The sequence below is a fragment of the Pedobacter sp. Leaf216 genome (genome assembly GCF_001421515.1).
GTDB lineage: Bacteria > Bacteroidota > Bacteroidia > Sphingobacteriales > Sphingobacteriaceae > Pedobacter.
Window position 1 is genome coordinate 256,255 of the sequence record NZ_LMKM01000003.1, and the last position, 21,208, is coordinate 277,462.

23 protein-coding genes are annotated in these 21,208 nt (G+C 37.4%); 16 read left to right on the forward strand and 7 right to left on the reverse strand.

The annotated features are described in order from the left end of the window. Nucleotides 1-269 precede the first annotated feature (269 nt). The 3 genes from ASE74_RS02905 to fucP form a co-directional block, all read right to left on the reverse strand. Nucleotides 270-1,052, reverse strand: coding sequence for an SDR family oxidoreductase (locus tag ASE74_RS02905; RefSeq protein WP_055903873.1), 783 nt, complete (start codon nt 1,050-1,052; stop codon nt 270-272). A 184-nt stretch (nt 1,053-1,236) separates the two neighbouring features. Beyond that, nucleotides 1,237-2,874: a UxaA family hydrolase gene (locus ASE74_RS02910; RefSeq protein ID WP_055903876.1), complete on the reverse strand. Its 1,638-nt coding sequence runs from the start codon at nt 2,872-2,874 to the stop codon at nt 1,237-1,239. A 6-nt stretch (nt 2,875-2,880) separates the two neighbouring features. Next, complete coding sequence (fucP, locus tag ASE74_RS02915) at nt 2,881-4,191, reverse strand: L-fucose:H+ symporter permease (protein ID WP_082458623.1); 1,311 nt, start codon at nt 4,189-4,191, stop codon at nt 2,881-2,883. Nucleotides 4,192-4,374: 183 nt separating this feature from the next. Here fucP and ASE74_RS02920 point away from each other — a divergent pair, with 183 nt between their 5' ends. Then, nucleotides 4,375-5,244: an AraC family transcriptional regulator gene (locus ASE74_RS02920; RefSeq protein WP_055903879.1), complete on the forward strand. Its 870-nt coding sequence runs from the start codon at nt 4,375-4,377 to the stop codon at nt 5,242-5,244. 250 nt (nt 5,245-5,494) lie between these two features. Next, nucleotides 5,495-5,707: a hypothetical protein gene (locus ASE74_RS02925; RefSeq protein ID WP_055903882.1), complete on the forward strand. Its 213-nt coding sequence runs from the start codon at nt 5,495-5,497 to the stop codon at nt 5,705-5,707. A 412-nt stretch (nt 5,708-6,119) separates the two neighbouring features. Here the strand turns inward: ASE74_RS02925 and ASE74_RS02930 are convergent, their stop codons facing one another. Beyond that, nucleotides 6,120-7,079: a GlxA family transcriptional regulator gene (locus tag ASE74_RS02930; RefSeq protein ID WP_055903886.1), complete on the reverse strand. Its 960-nt coding sequence runs from the start codon at nt 7,077-7,079 to the stop codon at nt 6,120-6,122. 135 nt (nt 7,080-7,214) lie between these two features. Between ASE74_RS02930 and ASE74_RS02935 the strand changes: the two genes are divergently transcribed. The 14 genes from ASE74_RS02935 to ASE74_RS03000 all read left to right on the forward strand — a co-directional run bounded on the left by ASE74_RS02935 (nt 7,215) and on the right by ASE74_RS03000 (nt 17,660). Further along, the gene (locus ASE74_RS02935; protein ID WP_055904007.1) at nt 7,215-7,709 is read left to right on the forward strand and encodes a DinB family protein; all 495 of its coding nucleotides are present in this window, start codon (nt 7,215-7,217) and stop codon (nt 7,707-7,709) included. Nucleotides 7,710-7,711: 2 nt separating this feature from the next. After that, nucleotides 7,712-8,227 (forward strand): DinB family protein, encoded by a 516-nt coding sequence (locus ASE74_RS02940; protein ID WP_055903889.1) that lies wholly within the window; start codon nt 7,712-7,714, stop codon nt 8,225-8,227. Then, entirely contained in the window at nt 8,228-8,644 is a 417-nt protein-coding gene (locus ASE74_RS02945; protein WP_055903892.1) for a hypothetical protein, read from the forward strand. Between the two features lie 317 nt (nt 8,645-8,961). Beyond that, on the forward strand, nt 8,962-9,378 hold the full coding sequence (locus ASE74_RS02950) for a VOC family protein (protein ID WP_055903895.1): 417 nt from the start codon (nt 8,962-8,964) through the stop codon (nt 9,376-9,378). Nucleotides 9,379-9,727: 349 nt separating this feature from the next. After that, the gene (locus tag ASE74_RS02955; RefSeq protein WP_055903898.1) at nt 9,728-10,108 is read left to right on the forward strand and encodes a DoxX family membrane protein; all 381 of its coding nucleotides are present in this window, start codon (nt 9,728-9,730) and stop codon (nt 10,106-10,108) included. 99 nt (nt 10,109-10,207) lie between these two features. Then, complete coding sequence (locus ASE74_RS02960; protein WP_055903901.1) at nt 10,208-10,639, forward strand: DUF2147 domain-containing protein; 432 nt, start codon at nt 10,208-10,210, stop codon at nt 10,637-10,639. A 7-nt stretch (nt 10,640-10,646) separates the two neighbouring features. After that, nucleotides 10,647-11,663 (forward strand): YCF48-related protein, encoded by a 1,017-nt coding sequence (locus ASE74_RS02965; RefSeq protein WP_055903903.1) that lies wholly within the window; start codon nt 10,647-10,649, stop codon nt 11,661-11,663. A gap of 335 nt (nt 11,664-11,998) precedes the next feature. Then, nucleotides 11,999-12,814 carry a DUF475 domain-containing protein gene (locus ASE74_RS02970; RefSeq protein WP_055903906.1) on the forward strand — a complete coding sequence of 272 codons (816 nt, stop codon included), beginning with the start codon at nt 11,999-12,001 and terminating at the stop codon, nt 12,812-12,814. A 46-nt stretch (nt 12,815-12,860) separates the two neighbouring features. Beyond that, entirely contained in the window at nt 12,861-13,565 is a 705-nt protein-coding gene (locus ASE74_RS02975; RefSeq protein ID WP_055903910.1) for an HAD family hydrolase, read from the forward strand. Further along, the gene (locus tag ASE74_RS02980) at nt 13,552-14,388 is read left to right on the forward strand and encodes a phosphoribosyltransferase family protein (RefSeq protein WP_055903913.1); all 837 of its coding nucleotides are present in this window, start codon (nt 13,552-13,554) and stop codon (nt 14,386-14,388) included. Before ASE74_RS02975 ends, ASE74_RS02980 begins: the two co-directional genes overlap by 14 nt. Nucleotides 14,389-14,390: 2 nt before the next feature. After that, the gene (locus tag ASE74_RS02985) at nt 14,391-14,945 is read left to right on the forward strand and encodes a TerD family protein (protein ID WP_055903917.1); all 555 of its coding nucleotides are present in this window, start codon (nt 14,391-14,393) and stop codon (nt 14,943-14,945) included. Nucleotides 14,946-14,949: 4 nt separating this feature from the next. Beyond that, nucleotides 14,950-15,564 carry a TerD family protein gene (locus ASE74_RS02990; RefSeq protein WP_055903920.1) on the forward strand — a complete coding sequence of 205 codons (615 nt, stop codon included), beginning with the start codon at nt 14,950-14,952 and terminating at the stop codon, nt 15,562-15,564. A 27-nt stretch (nt 15,565-15,591) separates the two neighbouring features. Beyond that, nucleotides 15,592-16,689: a toxic anion resistance protein gene (locus ASE74_RS02995; protein WP_055903923.1), complete on the forward strand. Its 1,098-nt coding sequence runs from the start codon at nt 15,592-15,594 to the stop codon at nt 16,687-16,689. An 8-nt stretch (nt 16,690-16,697) separates the two neighbouring features. Next, entirely contained in the window at nt 16,698-17,660 is a 963-nt protein-coding gene (locus ASE74_RS03000) for a hypothetical protein (protein ID WP_055903925.1), read from the forward strand. 365 nt (nt 17,661-18,025) lie between these two features. On the opposite strand, the gene ASE74_RS03005 is transcribed toward ASE74_RS03000, so the two are convergent. From ASE74_RS03005 to ASE74_RS03015, 3 genes are all read right to left on the reverse strand, one after another. Further along, complete coding sequence (locus tag ASE74_RS03005; protein ID WP_055903928.1) at nt 18,026-18,889, reverse strand: dienelactone hydrolase family protein; 864 nt, start codon at nt 18,887-18,889, stop codon at nt 18,026-18,028. A gap of 61 nt (nt 18,890-18,950) precedes the next feature. Further along, a complete protein-coding gene (locus tag ASE74_RS03010; protein WP_055903931.1) occupies nt 18,951-19,955 on the reverse strand; it encodes a phosphotransferase enzyme family protein in 1,005 nt (334 codons plus the stop codon). A 289-nt stretch (nt 19,956-20,244) separates the two neighbouring features. Then, entirely contained in the window at nt 20,245-21,186 is a 942-nt protein-coding gene (locus ASE74_RS03015; protein ID WP_055903935.1) for an AraC family transcriptional regulator, read from the reverse strand. Between the last annotated feature and the right edge of the window lie 22 nt (nt 21,187-21,208).

Sequence of the window (21,208 nt, forward strand, 5' to 3'; positions counted from 1 at the left end):
GTGTCCTCACAGAACATTAAACTTTGTTTTTCATTTCGGTCTGTGGGGACACAGACCGAGGAAGCATGAATTAAATATAAATCCGTAGTTAAATCCATGGTTTGTGTCCTCACAGACCATTAACTTTATTTTTATTTCGGTCTGTGGGGACACAGACCGAGGAAGCATGAAATAAATATAAATTCGTAGTTAAATCCATGGTCTGTGTCCTCACAGACCATTAAACTTTATTTTCATTTCGGCCTGTGAGAACACAGACCGAGAGATTTTTACAACAAAGCCCTATCCAAATGTACATAACCGCCATCTACATGAATCAATTGGCCAGTGGTATGACTTGATTTATCAGACAACAGAAACACAGCGGTATTTGCAATTTCATCAACGGTTGTCATTCTATTTTCGAATGGGATTTTATCGGTAATGCTTTTCAGTTTTTCATTCCGGTTTTCGAAAGAACCGATCCATTTTTCATATAGCGGAGTCCAGGCTTCGGCAACGATAATGGCATTAACGCGAATGCTAAATTGCAATAATTCTACCGCCCATTCGCGGGTGAGCGCATTGCGGGCACCGTTGGATGCAGCATAACCAGAAGTTCCGCCCTGACCGGTTTCTGCAGTTTTACTCCCGATGTTTAAGATAGCACCTTTGCTTACTTTTAGTGCAGGCAAGGCATGTTTGGCCAGTAAATAATAATGTACTACGTTTTTATGCAGCGATTCCATAAAGGCTTCATAGGTTCCGTTTTCAAGGCCCACACCGTCGTTAACACCGGCATTGTTCACCAAACCATCAATTCTGTTGTATTTTGATAAAACAGCATCAACAATAGTTTTACAGCTTTCGGGCGCGGTAAGTTCTGCGGTGAAATAATCGGCTGTTAAACCTAAATCTTTAACCTCTTGAAGCATTTTTTGATTATCATCCTCATTTCTGCCGATGACGATTGGAAACGCCTTCTCAATGGCCAAAGCCTTAACAATAGCAGCACCAATTCCTTTTGCACCACCGCTTACAAGTATTATTTTTCCGTCTAAATTTAAATTCATATTTGGTTAATGTTTTGTTGTTCTATTTAATAGCAAGAAGGTCATGATTGTCAGTTTGAGCGTAATTGAAGACTATTATTCAGTAACCATAAAAGATTGATCTTAGACTACGCTTATGATGACATTCGTTCACTTAAATAAGCAATGAATCTTTTGAGATTATATCGAAGATCTTATCCATCACCTAAAGGCTTACACCCCTTTTCCATGGAATAAAATCATCCTGATTGAGTTGTACTGCTTTAGGGATTTCTTCACCACTGGCCACTTTGATACAGTATTCTAAAATATCTTCCCCCATTTCGTTAATGGTTTTCTCCCCATTTATAATTGCGCCGGTATCAATATCGATAATATCGCTCATGCGTTTGGCCAAAATTGAATTTGTTGCCACTTTAATGGTAGGGCAAACCGGATTTCCTGTTGGAGTACCTAAGCCAGTCGTAAACAAAATTAAAGTTGCGCCTGCGGCTGCTTTTCCGGTGGTGGCCTCCACATCATTGCCGGGTGTACAAACCAAACTTAAGCCAGGCTTGGTTGCCGGTTCAGTATAATCCAAAACAGCTACAACTGGCGAAGAACCTGCTTTACGTGCAGCACCAGCCGATTTTATTGCATCGGTAATTAAACCATCTTTAATATTACCCGGAGAAGGGTTCATGTAGAAACCCGAACCAACTTTATGCGCTAAATCGTCATATTCTGTCATTAAGCGGATAAATTTCTCTGCCGTTGGTCGATCTACAGATCTATCGATCATCTCTTGCTCTACACCACACAACTCAGGAAATTCTGCAGACAAAACTTTCGCGCCCAAGCCTACCAATAAATCGGCGCAATAACCAACGGCAGGATTGGCAGAAATTCCGCTGAATCCATCGCTGCCACCGCATTTTACACCTACACATAATTTGCTTAAAGGTGCTGCTTCGCGTTTCTGCTGGTTAATAAACATTAATCCTTCAAAGGTACTTTTTATCGAATTTTGAATCAATTGTTCTTCACTTTGTGCTTTTTGCTGCTCAAAAGTTAAAAGAGGTTTATCAAAATGAGGGTCAAGCGCAAAAAGATCACGTTTAAAGTCTGCAACCTGTAAATGCTGGCAGCCCAAGCTTAAAACGGTAATGCCCGCTACATTTGGGTGGTTGGCATAAGCGGCCAATAGCTTGCTCAACGTATCCGAATCTTGCCGGGTACCGCCACAACCGCCATTATGGGTGAGGAATTTAATCCCGTCTACATTTTTAAAAGTGCGGTTGGCGCTGTTTACCTTAGGCTCAAAGCTGATGTTGTTAATGTCTTCTCCATTTTCGAAGGCCTGAACGAGTTTGTGTGTGTATGATTTGTATTGAGCATCCACAGCATAACCCAATTCGCTATATAACGATTCCTTTATGATATCAAGGTTTCTGTTTTCGCAAAACACCGTTGGAATGAAAAGCCAGTAGTTTGCTGTACCAACAGCTCCGTTTTTGCGGTGATAGCCATTAAAACTCCTTTGCGCATACTTGCTTACATCGGGTGCTTCCCATATAAAATTAACATTGCGATACGCAAAGGGTTCGGCAGCATGCTTGGTATTTTCTACATTCATCCGCATGCCTGCTTTCACATCAAACTGAACCTTACCTACCAAAACACCATACATTATAACCTCATCACCCGCTTTCATATCCTGCATAAAAAATTTATGCTTTGCTGCAATCTCTTCAACGGTTATGTAGGTATGCCCATCGTAAACTATTGTGGTTTGTGCTGGCAAATCCTGTAACGCAACCAAAACATTATCTGCACTGTTAATCTTAATGACTAATTTTTTCATCGTTACTTATACTTCTATACTTATTTCTTTTTCTATATGATTGGGTTTCCAGCCTTTCCATCCAAAATAAAATACCACTAAAAAACAAACGAAAGGTACCAGGTAGCCGTATTGTATGTTGTGTGTGGCATCTGATATTAAACCCAATACCGGTGGTAAAAAAGCTCCTCCAACAATCGACATTACAATTAACGACGAACCCAGTTTGGTATCTTTACCTAAACCTGCTATGCCCAACGAGAATATGGTAGGGAACATGATCGACATAAAAAAGGCTACTCCAATTAGAGCATACACAGTTATCATTCCGGTTGCAAAAATGGACACCAGGGTGAGTGCTGCACTGATGATGGCATAAAGCATTAACAGTTTGTGGGGAGCAACAAATCTCATAAAAAACGTACCGGCAAATCTGCCCAGCAGAAAGGCTAATCCCGCCGCGCTGGCATACCATTTCGCTTCGTACTGACTGATTCCTGCAGATGATGTGATAAAACTGATGAACAAACTGAGTACGCAAACCTGTGCGCCAACGTAGAAAAACTGCCCAATAATGGCCCAGCGTAAATGCCTATGCCCTAAAACATGGCCAAAAGAACTTTTTTCATTTCCAGTTTCCTCCTCTTTAATATCGGGCAGTTTAGTAAAAATAAACAGCACAGCAACCACAATAATCAGGATGCCTAAAATTAAATAGGGTGCTTTCACGGTAGAAGCCTCTTCGAGCACATAAGCCTGCTTTTCTAAAGGAAGCAGTTTAGCCAGTTCGGCATCAGTGTATTTAGCTTCGGTAAAAATAAATTTGCCGCCTAAAACAGGGGCTAAAAATGCTGCTAAACCATTAAAAGATTGTGAAAAGTTTAAACGCTGTGTAGCTGTTTCTGGCGGTCCCAATACTGTAACGTAAGGGTTTGCTGCTGTTTCTAAAAAGGTTAAACCGCATGCAATTACAAAAAGGGCACCTAAAAAAAAGATGTATTGTGCCGTATTTGCCGCGGGTATAAACAATAAACAACCAATTGCAAACAATACCAACCCCAATATGATACCGCTTTTATAACCATACTTCCGCATGATGTAACCTGCAGGCAAGGCCAAAAGAAAATAAGCGATAAACACCGAAGAATCGACCAATGTAGATTCGAAAACATTCAATTGGAAAGCTTTACGCAAATGCGGAATTAATACCGGATCGAGATTGTGTACAAAGCCCCAAAAGAAAAAAAGGCTGGTAACCAAAATTAATGGAAATAAGTATCCTTTACCATTCTTTGGTACATCAGAGACTTTAAAATTTGTTGATGTGGTGTGGCTCATATTTGATTTGGTTATGGTATTGGTTAAGCAAAATCTGCCTAGGATGGTGAGATGTTGCTTTACAAATTAAGCCGATAAGTGCTAATAAAAATTTAACTTTATGATCTAATTATTAAATGATATTGTCTCAATTTTATACATTGCGAAATATTACTGCATATTAGATTGATTTTTTAAGAATTTATGAAACCGCATTTACTTAATGTATCTACCAATACGGTAGATTCTTTTAGTGCTCGAAGAGATATTATGCCCGATGTAAACAACCTGTGGCATTACCATTCTGCTTTGGAATTAATCTACATCAAAAAGGGTAGGGGCACGCAGTTTATCGGTGATAGCATTAAAAATTTTAGTGATGGCGATGTTGTTTTACTTGGGAGCAATTTGCCGCATTACTGGCGTTTCGATCCTGAGTTTTTTGAGCAAACAACCGATGAATCCGTTGATGTATATGCGATCCATTTTAAAGAAGATTTTTTGGGAAAGGAATTTATAGACCTTCCCGAGAATCAGGAACTCAAAAAAGTTATCGCACAATCTAAACAGGGAATTAAACTGGAGGGTGCCTCTAAAACAAAGATCGCTGCTTTAATGCCGCAGATTATTGCGGCTACAGGTACCATGCGCATCATCAAGCTGTTGGAGGTTTTAACCGAAATAGCCAACTGTGAGGAGAAAAGTATCCTGGTTTCATTAGGTTTTAAACCAAATTTCCTGGAGAATGAAAAAGACAGGATTCAATCTATTTACAATTACACCATTAGCAACTACAAAAATAAAATCGAACTGAAAGAAATTGCCGCCGTGGCGAAAATCAGTCCCAACTCCTTTTGCAAGTTTTTTAAAACCAAAAGCAGAAAAACCTATACACAGTTTCTGAACGAAATCAGGGTGGGACAAGCCTGCAAACTGCTGATTGAAAACGACCTTACGGTAAAAGAAATCTGTTACGATTGCGGCTTTTACAACTTTACCAGTTTCCATAAATACTTTCGCGAAATTACTGGCAAAACCCCGTTAAAATACCAGCAGGCATTTTCCAAACAATAAAATACCCGAAGGCCTTATTTTAATAAATTGACTTCACTATGCTACAGGTTTTTAGCCTATATTTTGATCACTGTATTTAAAATAATTGCAAAGAATTTGGCTTTTGTTAGTATTTGACTAAATGAGGGCTGTTTTGTGTAGCTTTCTGAGTTTTTTCAATTTCTTTTTGAAATTAAATTATACTTATGTTAAAACTAATTTTTGATTTATAGGTTTATAGCTTAAGTTTGCATTCCTAACTAAATATTTTATGAGCAATATATCTAATCCGAAACCAGAAAAAAGGGGTGAAAGGATGGACAATGACCATAATAAACTTGATGAGTCTTATATCCCGGCTTCAAAGCATAAATTTGAAGGATGGCCAATTCTGTGGATCCTGATTGCTATATTTTTAATCTCAGCAGTTTTATGGTACACTGGTGCAGCACCCTACTTAATTAAGTGGATCGCAAATAAATAATCAATTATTTTTTAAAGAAGAACGTGGACTAAGTTTGGCCATACAGTTTATTGTCTTTCTGTGAGAAAGCCAAATGTATTTTAATTAAAGGGAGACGTTAATTTTGATGACGGGAAATAGAACTGATTAAAAATTTTCGTCTTCACTGGAAATCTGTTCAGCGGAGAAATAGCAGTATAACATTAATCCAAAGGAAATAATATAAAATGCCGCGGTGATTAAAAGGAATGTGCTCATATAAATAGTTATTTGGTTAGTGTAATTATAACGTTAAGTTATCTTAAATTATGCATGGTGGTGCATTTATTTTATGTTAATTATTAACATATTTTATTTTAATGTTGAAAACTATTTGTATAGTTAAACATTCATTTATAGTTATTCGGCCATCTCAGCCTAATATTATCTGTTTTTACCTTGCCTGAAATTTATCGCGGTACTGCGTTGGTGTCATCCCAACTGATTTTCTGAACACTTTTCGAAACGCTTTGGGGTCGTTATAGCCAGAGTTGTAAATCACCTCCGTCATCTGTTGTGCAGTTTGCTCCAGGAGTTTTTTTGCCGCTTCTATTCGGGTTTGCTGGAGGTATTCGATAGGCGTAATGCCAATTACCTGTTTAAACCGGCGCACAATATTCCGCCTGCTCGATGGAATATCTTTAATCATTTCTTCAATTGTGGCTACATCCTGGTAATTGTTTTCTATTTTTTCTTGCGCCGAAGCTACCAGATCATCATTATGGTGGCGGATAGGCTGAAAGGTGCTAAAGTACAATTGGTTTACGCGGTCCATATCGATGGCGAAAATTTTTGCCACTTTAACGGCCATGTCCTTTCCACAATGAAGCTGTAAAAGATGTAACAATAAATGGAAGGTGGAGGTTGCACCTCCGCTGGTAAATAATCTGCCATCCTGCGTTACCGTTTTATCGGCCTTTAAATTTACCAATGGGAAAGCCGAGGTAAATGCACTGCAGGCATCAACATGGGTGGTAGCTGCTTTGCCATCCAACAAGCCGGATGCCGCAAGCAGGAAAGCACCGGTACAAAAGGTGGCAATTTCTGCCCCCGCCTGGTGCTGTTTATTTAACCATGGTATGTATATACTGTTTACAGCAATACAATCTTTAATGTCATTAGTTGCAAACGATGGTACAAGAATGAGGTTAAGGTTCGTCGCTTTTTGTAAAGGCACGCATGGATGATCGCTAAAACGGTAATCTTTATCATCTAATGTGATTAAACTAATGTTAAATGGAATTTCAAGATCGTCTTTCCTGTAAAATCCGTTAACGGTATCAAATACGTCTAAAATGGCCGCTATGCTTAATAAACGGAAGTTTTTGGGCAGTAAAACACCTACTTGTATCATTTGGTTAAAAATTTAGGTATCGTAAATATATAAAATTTGTCTGAAATGCCCCTTAAGATTGACTTTTACGGCAACGCTGTGCAGCTGCATTTAGCTTTAACTTTATTTTACTTTCATCAGCTAAATATAAACGATATGAAAACCACCCCAACAAGTAGCAGAATGTATGGCTTTATAGTGCTGTACGAAATGCATACAGATTTTTTATTAAGGGCGCTTGATGGCATAGCGGAAAAGGATAAGCAAAAAAGATTGGATACCAATGCCAACCATATTGCGTGGATTACAGGGAGTATTGTGCAGGGCCGTTATTTCCTCGCTAAATCATTCGGTATCAACCTGCCATCCATAACCGACGAACTTTTTGCCAATAACAAAGGCATTGTTGATGATGCTGATTATCCATCATTGGAAGCACTTATTAGAGATTGGAAAAGCATTTCGCCGCAATTGCAAGATGCTTTAACCCAGGCTACAGATGAAAAATTAGAAGAGAAACTGAGTATGCCCGGGATGGAAATTACGCTGTTTGAAATGATTGGTTTTACCACCTACCGCGAGGCCAACTGTATCGGGCAGATTGCTTTGTGGCGCAGGTTATTGGGCTACGCTGGAATGAATTATATGTAATTATGGAAAAGGTATTGAATGAAACCAGTGAAACATTATTGACATTGGAGCGTGTTTTTTCGGAATTTGAAGAAAATTTAATTAACCAAATCCCTTATGCAGGCAGCTGGTCTGCAGGGCAGTTGGCAGAGCACCTCGTTTTAGCTAACAATGGATTTTTACAGGTAATTAATGGTCCGGTAACAGAAACAGATAAGCCTGCCGATTTATTGGTAGCGGAAATAAAGAAGGATTTTTTAAATTTTAATGTAAAGTATAATTCGCCAAAAGAGATCTACCCTGAAGATAAAGCTTACAACCAGTTGGCATTACTGCAAAATTTAAAGCAGATCAGAGCAGGAATATCTAATGCGGTAACCGGGTTGGATTTAACCAAAACCTGTGCTTCGTACAAATTGCCCGGCTATGGTTATCTTACACGGTTAGAGGCTGTTTATTTTGTAATTTATCATACCCAGCGGCATGTGCACCAGTTAAAGAATATTTACCAAAAGCTTGCCGTTAATTCACTTAACTAAATGGTTAGAAACAATAAACTCGATCTGCTAAATCCTTATATTGGTAAATGGAAAACAGATGGTTTAACAAAAACAGGTGAAGTAATTACCGGAACAGATACTTACGAATGGATTGAAGGAGGTTTTTTCTTAACTCATCGGGTGGAGGTAGTGTTCGGTAAAAGGCAGGTACAGGCATTGGAGATTATGCTTTATGATGACATGGAAGATGTATTCAGGTCACAATCCTTCGATAATGAAGGAAATATTTCAATAGCTACGCTTAAAATTTTTGATGATATCATTTTAATATTTGCTGATAAGGAACGTTTTAAAGGGAATTTCAAACACAATACGATTGAAGGTACCTGGGAGCAGTTTGACGGTACAAAATGGGTGGACTGGATGGATATTAAGTTGACGAAGCTAGTATCGTAACCGTACTTGTTCATTTAGATGTGATAGATTGGATGTAGCGAAGAATCTTATGATAAGCAGCCGTTCGACTACGCTACTATTAACGGACTACAGTAAAGCAATCTTTATCGCTGGGTTACCAAACATGAAAGATTGCTTCGTCGTTCCTTCTTGCATCCTATAGCTAATGGATGACGATACTTTGAAGCGATTTACCAACATTATCTCCTGTCATTTATATTGATTTGATAAAATATATTATCCCTCAGGGTAACAACTAGTGTAACAATTAAACAAATAATAAATAACCAGTCTTAACAAGATAAAACAACAAAACAATGGCAACAGTAAACACGTATTTAAACTTTAATGGCAATACCGAAGAGGCATTTAACTTTTATAAATCAGTATTTGGAGGCGAGTTTGCGGTGGTGCAACGCTATAAAGATTCGCCCGGATGTGAAGGTATGCCAATTGGCGATCAGGAAAAATTAATGCATATCGCTTTACCAATTGGTGGCAACATTTTAATGGGAACAGATATCACCGACCCAATGCCGGCAGCTACTTTTGGAACTGGTATTTCATTATCAGTTGATGCACAAAGCGAAGAAGAAGCAAAACGCCTATTCGATGGCCTTTCTGCTGGTGGAAAGGTAACCATGGCTTTGGAAAAAACTTTCTGGGGCGCACTGTTTGGTATGGCAACTGATAAATTCGGTATTCAGTGGATGGTGAATTATGATTATAAATAGTCTTGAGTCGGAAGTCTTGAGTCCTAATTATTTTGCAGATGAATCATAGTCAATGGCTCATAGTTAATGGTTCATGGTTGATAGTTCATAGCTGATAGTCAATGGTTCATAGTCAATGGTTAATAGTTCATGGCTCTTCGTTTATGGTTCATAAATAATTGGCACTAAACCATAGCATTGTTCATTCATTATATATCGTCCTCCTGAACTTGTTTCAGAATCTAATGAAAGAGTTAGCTTATTTAGACTTTTCGACTTGATGAACCAATTAACTATCCTGAGCAAAGCACTAATAAAATAATCTAATAAATTATTATTTTTAATTATATAAACCAAAATTTTAAGCACCATGAAAATTGCAGTTATTATTGTTCGCGTTCTTTTGGGCGCCATGTATCTTTTTGCATCCGTAAGCTTTTTTCTCCATTTAATGCCTAAAGATGCTCCGGCAATGTCGGCCGCACAAAGCACATTTATGTCTGGGGTAATGGCCTCAGTTTATTTAATGCCCTTAATTAAGGTTACAGAGTTAATAGGTGGGGTACTCTTACTTATTGGCCGTACTGCGCCTTTAGCTGCACTCCTTATTTTTCCGGTTACCTTAAACATTTTTCTTTACCATGCATTTTTAGGTCCGAAACAATTACCAATGGTTGCAGTAATGCTACTCTTTAACTTATTCCTGTTTTATGCTTACAGGGCTAAGTATTTACCAATCATTTCTAAGTAAATTTGGGTTTTTAAAACTTTCTTATACTTTTTCTCTTTATTTAGTGTTTCGATATAAAGCTTAATTAATTATCTTTAAAAACTAACTAGAAATAAAAATATGAGAAAGTTACCATTTTTAATGCTGCTCTTTGTAGCGGTATCATTTTCTGCCTTTGCACAAAATAAAGATGCGATTGTAGGCAAATGGCTTAATCCATCAGGAGAAGGACAGATTGAAATCTATAAAAAAGGCGATAAGTTTTTCGGAAAACTGGCATGGATAAAGGAACCTAATATCAATGGTAAACCAAAACTGGATATTAAAAACCCTGATGCCAGTTTACAGAAACGTGCTTTGTTAAATCTCGAAATCCTTAAAGATTTTGTTTACGATGATGGTAAATGGACTGATGGAACAATATATGACCCGAAAAGTGGTAAAACTTATAGCTGCAACATGACGTTAAAAAGTGCTGACGTACTAAACATCCGTGGTTATGTAGGCATTTCACTTTTAGGCAGATCGGAAACTTTCAGACGGGTTAAATAATATATAGATGAAGAAAATTTTATGGTGCCTTTTATTGGCACCTTTTTTTTGCGCCGCACAGTCGTATTCGATAAAACCATTGAATGAAAGTGCCAAAACCAGTATACGTGGCTTAAGTGTTGTTTCAGATCAGGTTGCCTGGGTTAGTGGGAGCAACGGCTCGGTGGGTAAAACTACCGATGGCGGAACCACCTGGAAATGGATAAAACCAAAAGGTTATGAGAAAATCGATTTCAGGGATATTGAAGCTTTTGATGCGCAAAATGCTGTTATCGTAGGTATTGCATCACCAGCTTATATTCTTAAAACAACAGATGGGGGCGAAACCTGGACAGAAAACTATAAAAACGTCGATTCTGCCATATTTTTGGATGGAGTAAGTTTTTGGGAGAAAAACAAGGGTATAATCTTCGGTGATCCGATAAATGATAAACTGCAATTGCTTAAAACCATAGATGCGGGTAAAACCTGGCAGGATATTTCTGCAAACCTAAAAAGCCAAATGGCCAAAGGCGAAGCGAGTTTTGCGGCCAGTGGTACTACCATTAAAACATTAGCAGATGGTAAAACCTGGATTGCCACCGGCGGAACGGTTTCTAATATCTATTTCTCTCCTGATTATGGTCAAAACTGGCAGGTATTTAAATGTCCTATTTTACAGGGCGAAAAAAGTACAGGACCTTTCTCTATCGATTTTTTTAATGCGAAAAAAGGTATTATTGTAGGCGGCAATTATATTAAAGTTAAGGAAAATGCAAATAATGTACTTTTAAGTAACGATGGTGGTAAAACCTGGCATAAGCCCGTTAGTCCGGTTTTGGGCTTTCGTTCTGCCGTAAGCTACATCACTGCGAAAACATTAATTGCCACAGGTACATCCGGTACCGATATTTCTACGGATGGCGGTTTAAACTGGAAACATATTGCTGATAAAAGCTTTAATGCCGTTCAAAAAGCAAAAAAAGGTAATGTAGTATTACTGGCCGGAGAAAAGGGTGCTATTTATCAGTTAACCACTGATTGATAAGGGGTGCATAACAAATTCATTTTTATTTCACCTCATCGTCCTGCTAAACTTATTTCAGCATCTTTTAGCAAGAAAGACGCTGACCACGAAGTAGTTATCAGACCTTTAAAACAATAAAAACTGCTAATAAATAGATTCAGGGTGGCGAAAGGTTGTGAAATTTGGCGTAAACCCGTTAATAAATTTCAATCCTGTACGTAACAGTTTTATCGATTAAGTATCTAATCCGTAAAACGATTCAATAAATAAAACTGAATGAGACAGCGGAAATGATAAAATTTTGTTTCTTTGTTGTCTAACTAAAACTTTAATTTAAAAAACACACTCACTCAATGGATTTTTTGCACACGATTTTAGGTGACGATATACAGGCCGGATTATTAATTATCTTAAACTTAATTGTGATTGAGAGTTTGCTCTCGGTTGATAATGCAGCAGTTTTGGCTACCATGGTAATGGATTTGCCAAAGTCGCAAAGAGAAAAGGCTTTAAAGTATGGTATTATTGGTGCATATGTTTTCAGGGGGATCTGTTTATTCCTCGCGGCATGGCTGGTAAAAATCTGGTGGTTGAAACCACTTGGTGGTTTATACCTGTTGTACCTGGCCTTCGATTATTTTAGAAAAAAGAGCAGCAAAAAGAACGAGGAAGAAGAGGAAGTAGATAAAAGTAAAAGCTGGATTTATAAATCTACCGTTGGGTTGGTTGGTACTTTTTGGGCAACCGTTGCGCTGGTAGAAGTAATGGATTTAGCCTTCTCAATTGATAATGTTTTTGCTGCGGTTGCTTTTACCGATCATATCTGGTTAATTTATATCGGTGTTTTTATCGGTATCCTTGCCATGCGTTTTGTAGCGCAGGCATTTGTAAAACTAATGGAGAAGTTTACCTTTTTAGAAACAGTTGCTTTTATAGTAATCGGGGTTCTTGGTGTTAAACTTACCTCATCTTTATTTACACATTTTTATCCCGAATCTCCTGTTTCGCATGCTATAGAAGGTGAAAAAACAGATCTTTTCGTGTCTATTTTTACAGTAGCCATATTCATTATACCAGTAATAACATCGCTTTTGTTCAACTTTCCTAAAAAGCATAAAAGCGACATCATCATTTCGGAAGATGCAGAAGAAGTATTGGATAAATCTTAGTACTTAAAGCTTAGTATTTATAAAACGGATTAGAAAACAAGGTGCGATGGCTTTTTACAAACATTACTCATTCGATCTTTGGTTAACGCTGATTAAATCTAATCCAACGTACAAGCAGGAACGGGTACAGTATTTTTACAGGAATTATAACGGCAAGCATAAAACCCTTGATGAAATTGCCATTACGTTCCGGCAGGTAGATTTAATGGTGAATGCCATAAATGAAAAAGCAGGGAAAAATGTTGATGCTGATGAAATGTATCTAATGATCATCAGTATAATCAATGATTACGATTACAACTTTCGAGATATAGACCTGAAAATGCTCGATCATGATATGGAACAGATTGTGTTTAACCACATGCCCAAACTCTATTGCAGCGATTGTTTGGATGTGCTTGCTAAAATTAAAGAATCGGGCGAAAGCTCTACCAACATACTCAGTAACACCGGTTTTATTAAAGGTAAAACCTTAAAAAAAGTAATTAAACATTTAGGCATTGATGCCTTTATCGATTTTCAGCTATATTCTGATGAAGTGCGCATGTCGAAACCCAGCGCTGGCTTTTTTCAGTTGATGCTGGATACCATCGACAGGGAAAAACACCCTGAATTATTATTAACAGAGGTTATCCATGTTGGTGATAACCCTTATGCAGATGTACGCGGGGCAGAAGCCATGGGTATAAACAGCATGCTGATCAATTCCAACAACCTATCTATCTCAAACCTACTCTATGATACCGTTTAATTTCTCACTCCATAAAATTGACAATACCGTCGATTTTGGCTTTAATCCAGATGATTATAGCCGCTTTAAATTTGGCGATGATCTGGTTGCCCGTTCTTTCGGGAAAGATCTAGCCGATGGTTTTATCAGGTATTACCTCGCCGATAACCTAATTACCGATCAGATTGTGGTAATTTCCAGTCCTTACAGCTTTATTCCAACGGCAACTTTTGCCATGAAAAACTATTTCGTTTGCCAGCTTAACCGTTGGCTGGTCGAAAATGGAGGTTTGGCCGTACAGGAAACGAAAGTGCACCGCACCATTACTTACAAAGAAGATTATGGTGAATTAAGTGCCGAAGAACGCCTTTCGCTAATCGGAAATGATTCTTTCCATATTGATAAGGAATTTCTGGCAGGTAAAACACTTTTGTTTCTGGATGATATCCGGATTACCGGAAGCCATGAACGCATGATTTTAAAAATGGCGAAAGCCTATGGCTTAAAAAACGAAATGCACATGCTTTATTTTGCCGAACTGGTGAATAAAAATATCCATCCCAATGTAGAAAATTTCCTCAACTACCATCAGATCAAATCTATATTCGACCTTGAAGAAATAATTGATGGTGGAAGTTTCAGTTTCAATACCCGCATTGTGAAATACATTTTAAACAGTACTTCGAGCAGTTTTACCATCTTTTTAGAACGTAGGAGCACTGATTTTATTAATCAGCTTTATGATCTGTCTTTAGGTAATAATTACCATACGATAGAAGCTTATTCTAAAAATTTACATCTTATAAAAGACTATATCAAAAACAATAATTATAAATTAATTTAAATATGGCTATTAATTTGCAAAAGGGGCAAAGAGAAAATATCGATGCTCCTAAATTTACAATAGGTTTGGGTTGGGATACCAACAGCTCTTCTACAGGTTCTGCATTCGATTTAGATGCCTCGATTTTTATATTAAACGATCAGAAGAAACTGGTTTCTGATGAGAACTTTGTATTCTATAACAACCTGATTTCTCCGGATGGTTCGGTTGAACATACTGGCGATAACTTAACCGGTGATGGTGATGGCGATGATGAGCAGATCAAAATTGATTTAACCAAAACAGATGCTAAAGTAAATGAAATCTGTATTGTGGTAACGATCCATGAGGCAGAAAGCAGAAGACAAAACTTCGGTCAGGTAAGAAATTCATTCATCCGTATTTTTGATGCGGTAACCAACGAAGTAATCTTAAAATATGAGTTGGAAGAAGATTTTTCTATCGAAACAGCGGTAGAGTTTGGTCGGATTTACAAACGTGAAGGCAAATGGAAGTTTGAAGCAGTTGGCGTAGGTATGAAAGGTGGTTTACAGGATTATTTAAACAAATATCAATAATATTATGGCAATCAATCTTGAAAAAGGACAGCGCATCAGTCTGGAAAAAAGCAACGGGAGCAAACTTCAAAATGTTTGTGTAGGCATTAACTGGGGTGCTATTGAAAAGAAGGGCTTATTCGGTTTCGGATCTTCAAAAGAAGCCGTAGATTTAGATGGAAGCTGTGCATTATATAACGAAAATAAACAACTTTTAGAGGTGGTTTACTTTGGCAACCTTAAATCTAAAAATGGTTCGGTAAAACATAGCGGCGACGATTTAACAGGCGATATGGGTGGTGATGATGGTTTGGATAATGAGATCATCACGCTCGATTTTTCTCAACTGGATGCAAACGTTGCTTATGTTGCCTTTGTATTGAACAGTTTTAGAGGTCACGATTTTGGGAGCATTCCATTTGCGTCCATCCGCATTTATGAAGGTACAACCAAGCGTGTAAACGAAGTTTTTGCTAAATTTGATATTGCGCACGGAGCTAATTTTGCAGGGCATGTATCAATGGTAATGGGTGTTTTTTACAAGAAAAACGGCGAATGGAAATTTAATGCCATAGGCGAACCAACCAAAGATAGAAAGCTGGAAGATACCGTTAAAACCGTAACCCAAAATTATTTATAAGCTGCAAAGCCGATAATTGATCAAACTATGGAAACCAACCCAAACGTTACCCAAGCCCTTACTCCGGTAAAACTGGATAAAGAGGGCAATGTGGATCTTGAGAAGATAACTTCCGAGGAAACGACTAAATATAAAGAGATTGGAAAATCGTTAGAACCATCAGATGTTAATTCGATCCTGAATTACGGAAGCGATGCCCAAAACTCAATGGAGAAATACAGTAACGAATTCTTATCGTCTGTACGTACCTACAATAGCGGCGAAGTAGGCGGTTTAATTAACGAACTGCTTACCGAACTGAACTATATCGATGTTTCTGAACTCGAACAAAGTGGTTTTAAGAGTTTTATTTCCAAAATTCCTTTCTTAAAGAGTTTGGTTGTTGATGTAAAAAAACTTTTTCAGAAGTATGATGTGGTGGTGAATAATATTGATAAAATTACCAACAAAATCAAAGCAGGAAGGTTAAATTCAATTAAGGATAACAGTTCATTGCAAACCATGTTCGATAGTAATGTTGGTTACATCCACCAGATGGAAGAACTGATTATTGCCGGACAGCTAAAATACAACGAACTGAATATTAAGCTTGCTGAAATGGAAGGAAGGCCGGCTGATTACCAGGATTATGAAATTGCCGATTTAAGGGATTTCATCAGTCGTTTGGATAAACGACTGGCCGATATGAAAATTGTTCGTTTTATTATGTTGCAATCACTGGCGCAAATCCGCGTGGTACAAAATAACAATACTTCAATTGCAGAAAAGGCACAGTCGATTGTTTCTACAACCATTCCGGTGTGGAAAAACCAATTAACCATTGCAGTTGCTTTACAAAGGCAAAAAGCCAATGTAGAAATGCAAAAAAAGATTTCGGACACGACGAATACCATTTTGCAAAAAAATGCAGAGATGCTGAAACAGAACAGTATCGATGTAGCCAAAGAAAATGAAAAAACTGTGGTATCTTTGGAAACCCTTAAACGTACCACATCATCACTAATTGAAACGCTAAATGAAGTGAAGCAAATTCATGAGGCAGGTGCACAAAGCAGACGTGTGTTGGATGGCGAACTTAAAACTTTGGAAACAGAGTTGAAAAAGAACGTTACGCGGGTGAACTAATTTAATCTATGGATGAATACCGCTTAAATATTCTCAAAAAATCAAGCGCAGAGATCAACCGTTTACAGTTGCTCTCTGTGTTTTTTGATGATGAAGTGATTTATAAAATCTACTTAAGGAGCCAGGTTATTCATCAGCTTTTTGCCAATAATGATGAACTTGAGGTTGAAAAATTAGATCTTTTTCACCTTCAGTTTACCGATAGTGTAATCGAACTGCTTAAAAAGATCAAAAAGAGCAATGAGAAAAATGTTTCGCTCATTTACGATGAAATCGACCTGAACGAGGAGCTGATTGATCGTATGGCGAGTGCACTTGTTGATCAGAAAAGTTTCCAGCAGGATAAACAAAGACAATCGCTTAAAGTTAATTTATCACTGCGAAAATTATTTAGTGTACTGTCCGATTTAAGCGCTGATTTCCCTTTTTCAAAAAACATTAACGTTTTTAGTTCTAAATACGCCAACGATTTTTATTTCGATCTCACCACCGATCAATTTTCTAAACTGATTAATTTTCAGGATAAGCAGGTGTATACCAATGTGTATGCAACTATTGAGAAAAAACTGATGGGAAAGTTGTGTAAATATGATTTTCGAACTGAATTTTATATCGGATTAAAATCTGGTGAGCTGGTAATTGAAATTTATAAGTTTTTGGATATAGATAGTTATTACCTGTTTTTTCCGAGCAGGAACCTGTTTTTGTTCTGCGATTTAACCATTTTAAACGATTTGGATAAGTCTACAAATCTTTCTGAAAGAGAAAGGATTGTACAGGAGCTGCAGTATAAAAACGATAAACTGCAAAGTAATGCTGCGGTGTTGAAAACGGCTATCCCAAAAGAAGTTGTTAATTTACTGGAAGACAGTTATCATAAAATTTCGGATATTAATTTCTTAAATCACCTCAATAATTTCGACGTACAATCAAATATTTTAAAAACGATGCTTAAAACGGATTTGTTTTAAGGGTTAATTCCTAGCCAAAGGAATCAATCATTATTTTTTTCGTCACACTGAATTGATTTCAGGGGCTATCCTGCTAATTAAAGCGATTAATAACTTCAGTATTTTTTGAAGCGCAAAACCAGTGGTGCTTGGTAAAATACTATCCCGCTTTTACTCCAAGTCCTCAATCATGCTTCGTTCCGGGCTTTACTTACAATCGGGGCTGTGAATGAATGGTCTCTGCATCAATCATTAAGAAATACCGCCGCTTGTAAAAAGCTTATTGCTATTTAAGTGTTTAATTTGTTATCTTCTTAAATAGAAAAGTTAAGGTATTAAGAAGTCAAGTTTTTAAAACTTGACTTCTTTTCTCTAAGATGCGACAATTACCTCGTCAATACCGCCAACTTATGTTTAAACAACTCAATTGTTCTACTCCAGGCCAGTTTTGCTGCAGCTTCATTGTATCGGGTAGGTGAGGTGTTATTGTTAAATGCATGGTTTACACCATCATAAATGTATATTTTATAATCAATTTTATTTTCCTTTAAGGCTTGCTCATAAGCTGGTATTCCTGCATTAATGCGTTCATCCAAACCACCATAGTGTAGCATTACACTGGCTTTAATTTTCTGAACATCGGCAGCATTTGGCTGTGCGCCATAGTAAGCAACGGCAGCTTGCAATTTGGGATCGTTAACGGCTAATTTATTTGCCATTCCACCGCCCCAACAGAAACCCACACAGCCTACTTTACCGTTTCCATCTTTTCTATTGCGTAAGTATTCCAGTCCTTTTAAATAGTTCTGCAAGTTTTTTTCAGGATCTAACTTACCTATCAGTTCGCGGCCTTTATCTTCATCGGCAGGTGTACCGCCCAATGGAGAAAGTGCATCTACTCCAAGAGCTAAGAAACCTTCTGCAGCCACACGTTTTGTTACGTCAATAATATGTGGGTTTAACCCGCGGTTTTCGTGTATTACCAGTACGCAGCCTAAGTTCTTTTTTTCCTTTGGTTTGGCTAAAACCGCTTTCATATCAACATCAATGCCTGGATAGGTAATGTTTTCAACTTCAATATCATCACTTTGGAAATCTGCAGCTGAAGCATAATTATTTTCGAGCATTGGCAAAATAGTCATTGCAAGTGCTGTGCTGCCCGCAAGAACAGCCAATTTTTTCATAAAATCTTTTCTGCCGATCTGACTATGGGTATACTCATCATACAGGTTGATTATTTTCTGATCCATCTTATTGATTTTGATTTACTTTACAAGATAAACAAGGGAGTTGAGATTTTAGCCGCATTGCCTAAAAGTTACAATACATTTCTTCCCATTTTTTAATCATTGCTACGCGGTGTTTGGTATATCTGGGCGTTAAAAAAGTATTCGACCAATCATCATAGTTGTCGTAAAAGAATTTTAAAAAGAAAATATGAAAGGTAATGCCGAGGAAAGGAATGGCTTTTAACTCATCATCAGTTAAGGGCCTCACTTGTTGGTAGGCATTTAAAAAAACTTCAAAATCCTTTTCAGCCTGTTCTTTAGCGATCAGGTTATTCAGTTGATGGAAGAAATAATGGTTAAGGAAAGTCATTAAATCATTGATCAAATAACCTTCACCCGCAAAATCGAAATCAAAAAATGTAATGTTCCCTGCTTCATCAAAATGGAAATTTTTAGGGAAGAGATCGTAATGGCAATAACCATAACTGAACTTGGATGTGTCAAATTCTTCGAATTTTTTTACCACTCTATCAGCAACATCAGAAAGGTATTTAAATTCTACAGGCATTTCTGCAAAGTGAGGTTTTAAAGTTTGCAATGGCCCGGCTAAGGTAGTTTCAAAATTGAATACCGGACGTGGATTATGGAGCTTGATTGAAGAGGTACTTTGATGCAGTTTGGCTATATCCTTTCCCAATTGAATGAGCTGTGTTGATTCAAGATCTAAAATAACCTTTCCTTCAGCAAAAGAAAAAAGTATGCCGTTCCGTATCCCTTCAATGGCATCAAACTGCTGAATCTGTTTACCATTTACATCTTTTATAGGGTAAGAAACCGAATTTCCATTTGCTTTTAAAATATTGAGCAGTTCTACTTCTGCTTCAATTTGGTTCAGCTTTCTGTGTACATCACGGTAAATTTTGAAGATGTATTTTTTGTTCTTATTTTCCAGGATATACGCATCACTTACATTTCTAATCAAAAGCTTACAGGTTGTATCGGGCTGTAAATGATAAGCTTCAATTAAATAATCTTTTAAAGCAGTTGCTGATAATGTGGAGTATTGTGCGGGGAAAATGTTTTGCATAAGTAGCGCGTTTGGGGTTTCAAATATAAATGTTAGAAACGACTTCCTAATCATTAAATAAGACTACTTTACCAACCTTAGCAGCGTGGTGCTGAACATGTTTCAGCTTTTTTTTTTGAGATCATTATTGATAAAAATTTAAAATTAAATGGATAGATTTCCAATACAAGATTCGGAATTGCTTTACACCGCGTTAAAATTATAAAATAAAAAAGCGCCATTTCCTCGTTGTAGGATTGGCGCTTTGGATATTTAAACGACTAGTTTAAAAGTTTAACTCATTTGCAATTTAATTGGCCCGAAAACCTTTCGGGGTACACTGCATCTGGCGTTTGAAAAATATGTTAAAATTGGCCGGGTATTCAAAACCCAAACAATAAGCAATCTGTGCAATATTCCACTCTGTATGTTTCAATAGAGCTACAGCCTCAGTTGCAATCCTCCTCGAAATATGCTCTGAAGTGGTTTTTCCTGTTACTTCTTTTACTGCATGATTTAAATGATTTACATGTACCAATAAGCGGCAGGCGAAATCATGAGCTGTTTTTAACTCCAGAATATGCTCTGTAGAACCAATGGGGAACTGCCTTTCCAGTAATTCAAGAAATAATGAAGTTAACCTTGCCGAGGCGGTGTTCTGTTTGAAAACAGCATCCTGTGGTTTTACTTTTAAAGCCTCATGTACAATCAATTGAACATAATTTCTCAATAAATCATATTTATGGATGTAATCACCATCCATTTCTTTCATCATTTTGGTAAATATATCCCTTAAGGTTATTTCCTGCTCCTCATCAATATGTATTACGGGACTATCGTTAATGCGCCATAACAAAGAATCGCGAAGGGTTTCGTTGCGGTTATGGATAAAATTTTCAGTAAACAAGCAGAAAAAACCAGCAGGCTTTGGCGAAGTACTTTCCCATGAATACGGGATATTCGGGTTGGTAAATAATAGCGCCCTGCCTTTAATTTCGATCTGTGCATCAGGGTAATGCAAAATCCCGTTGCCAATGATTAATGAAATTTTATAGAAATCCCTCCGGCTAAAAGCTGATGGTACATTGGTACAAACGGTACCGCGGTTAAAAACATTGAAATGGCCAATGTCGTTAATCATTCCTAAACTTGGCGTAGGAATTTCCGGACGGGTGATTTTTAATTTATTATAAAAATCTTCCAGGGTTTCCTTTTTTTGAAGGGTAGAAAGCTCTTGATTTTTTGATAACATAACTTAAGTGCTTAATACGTAA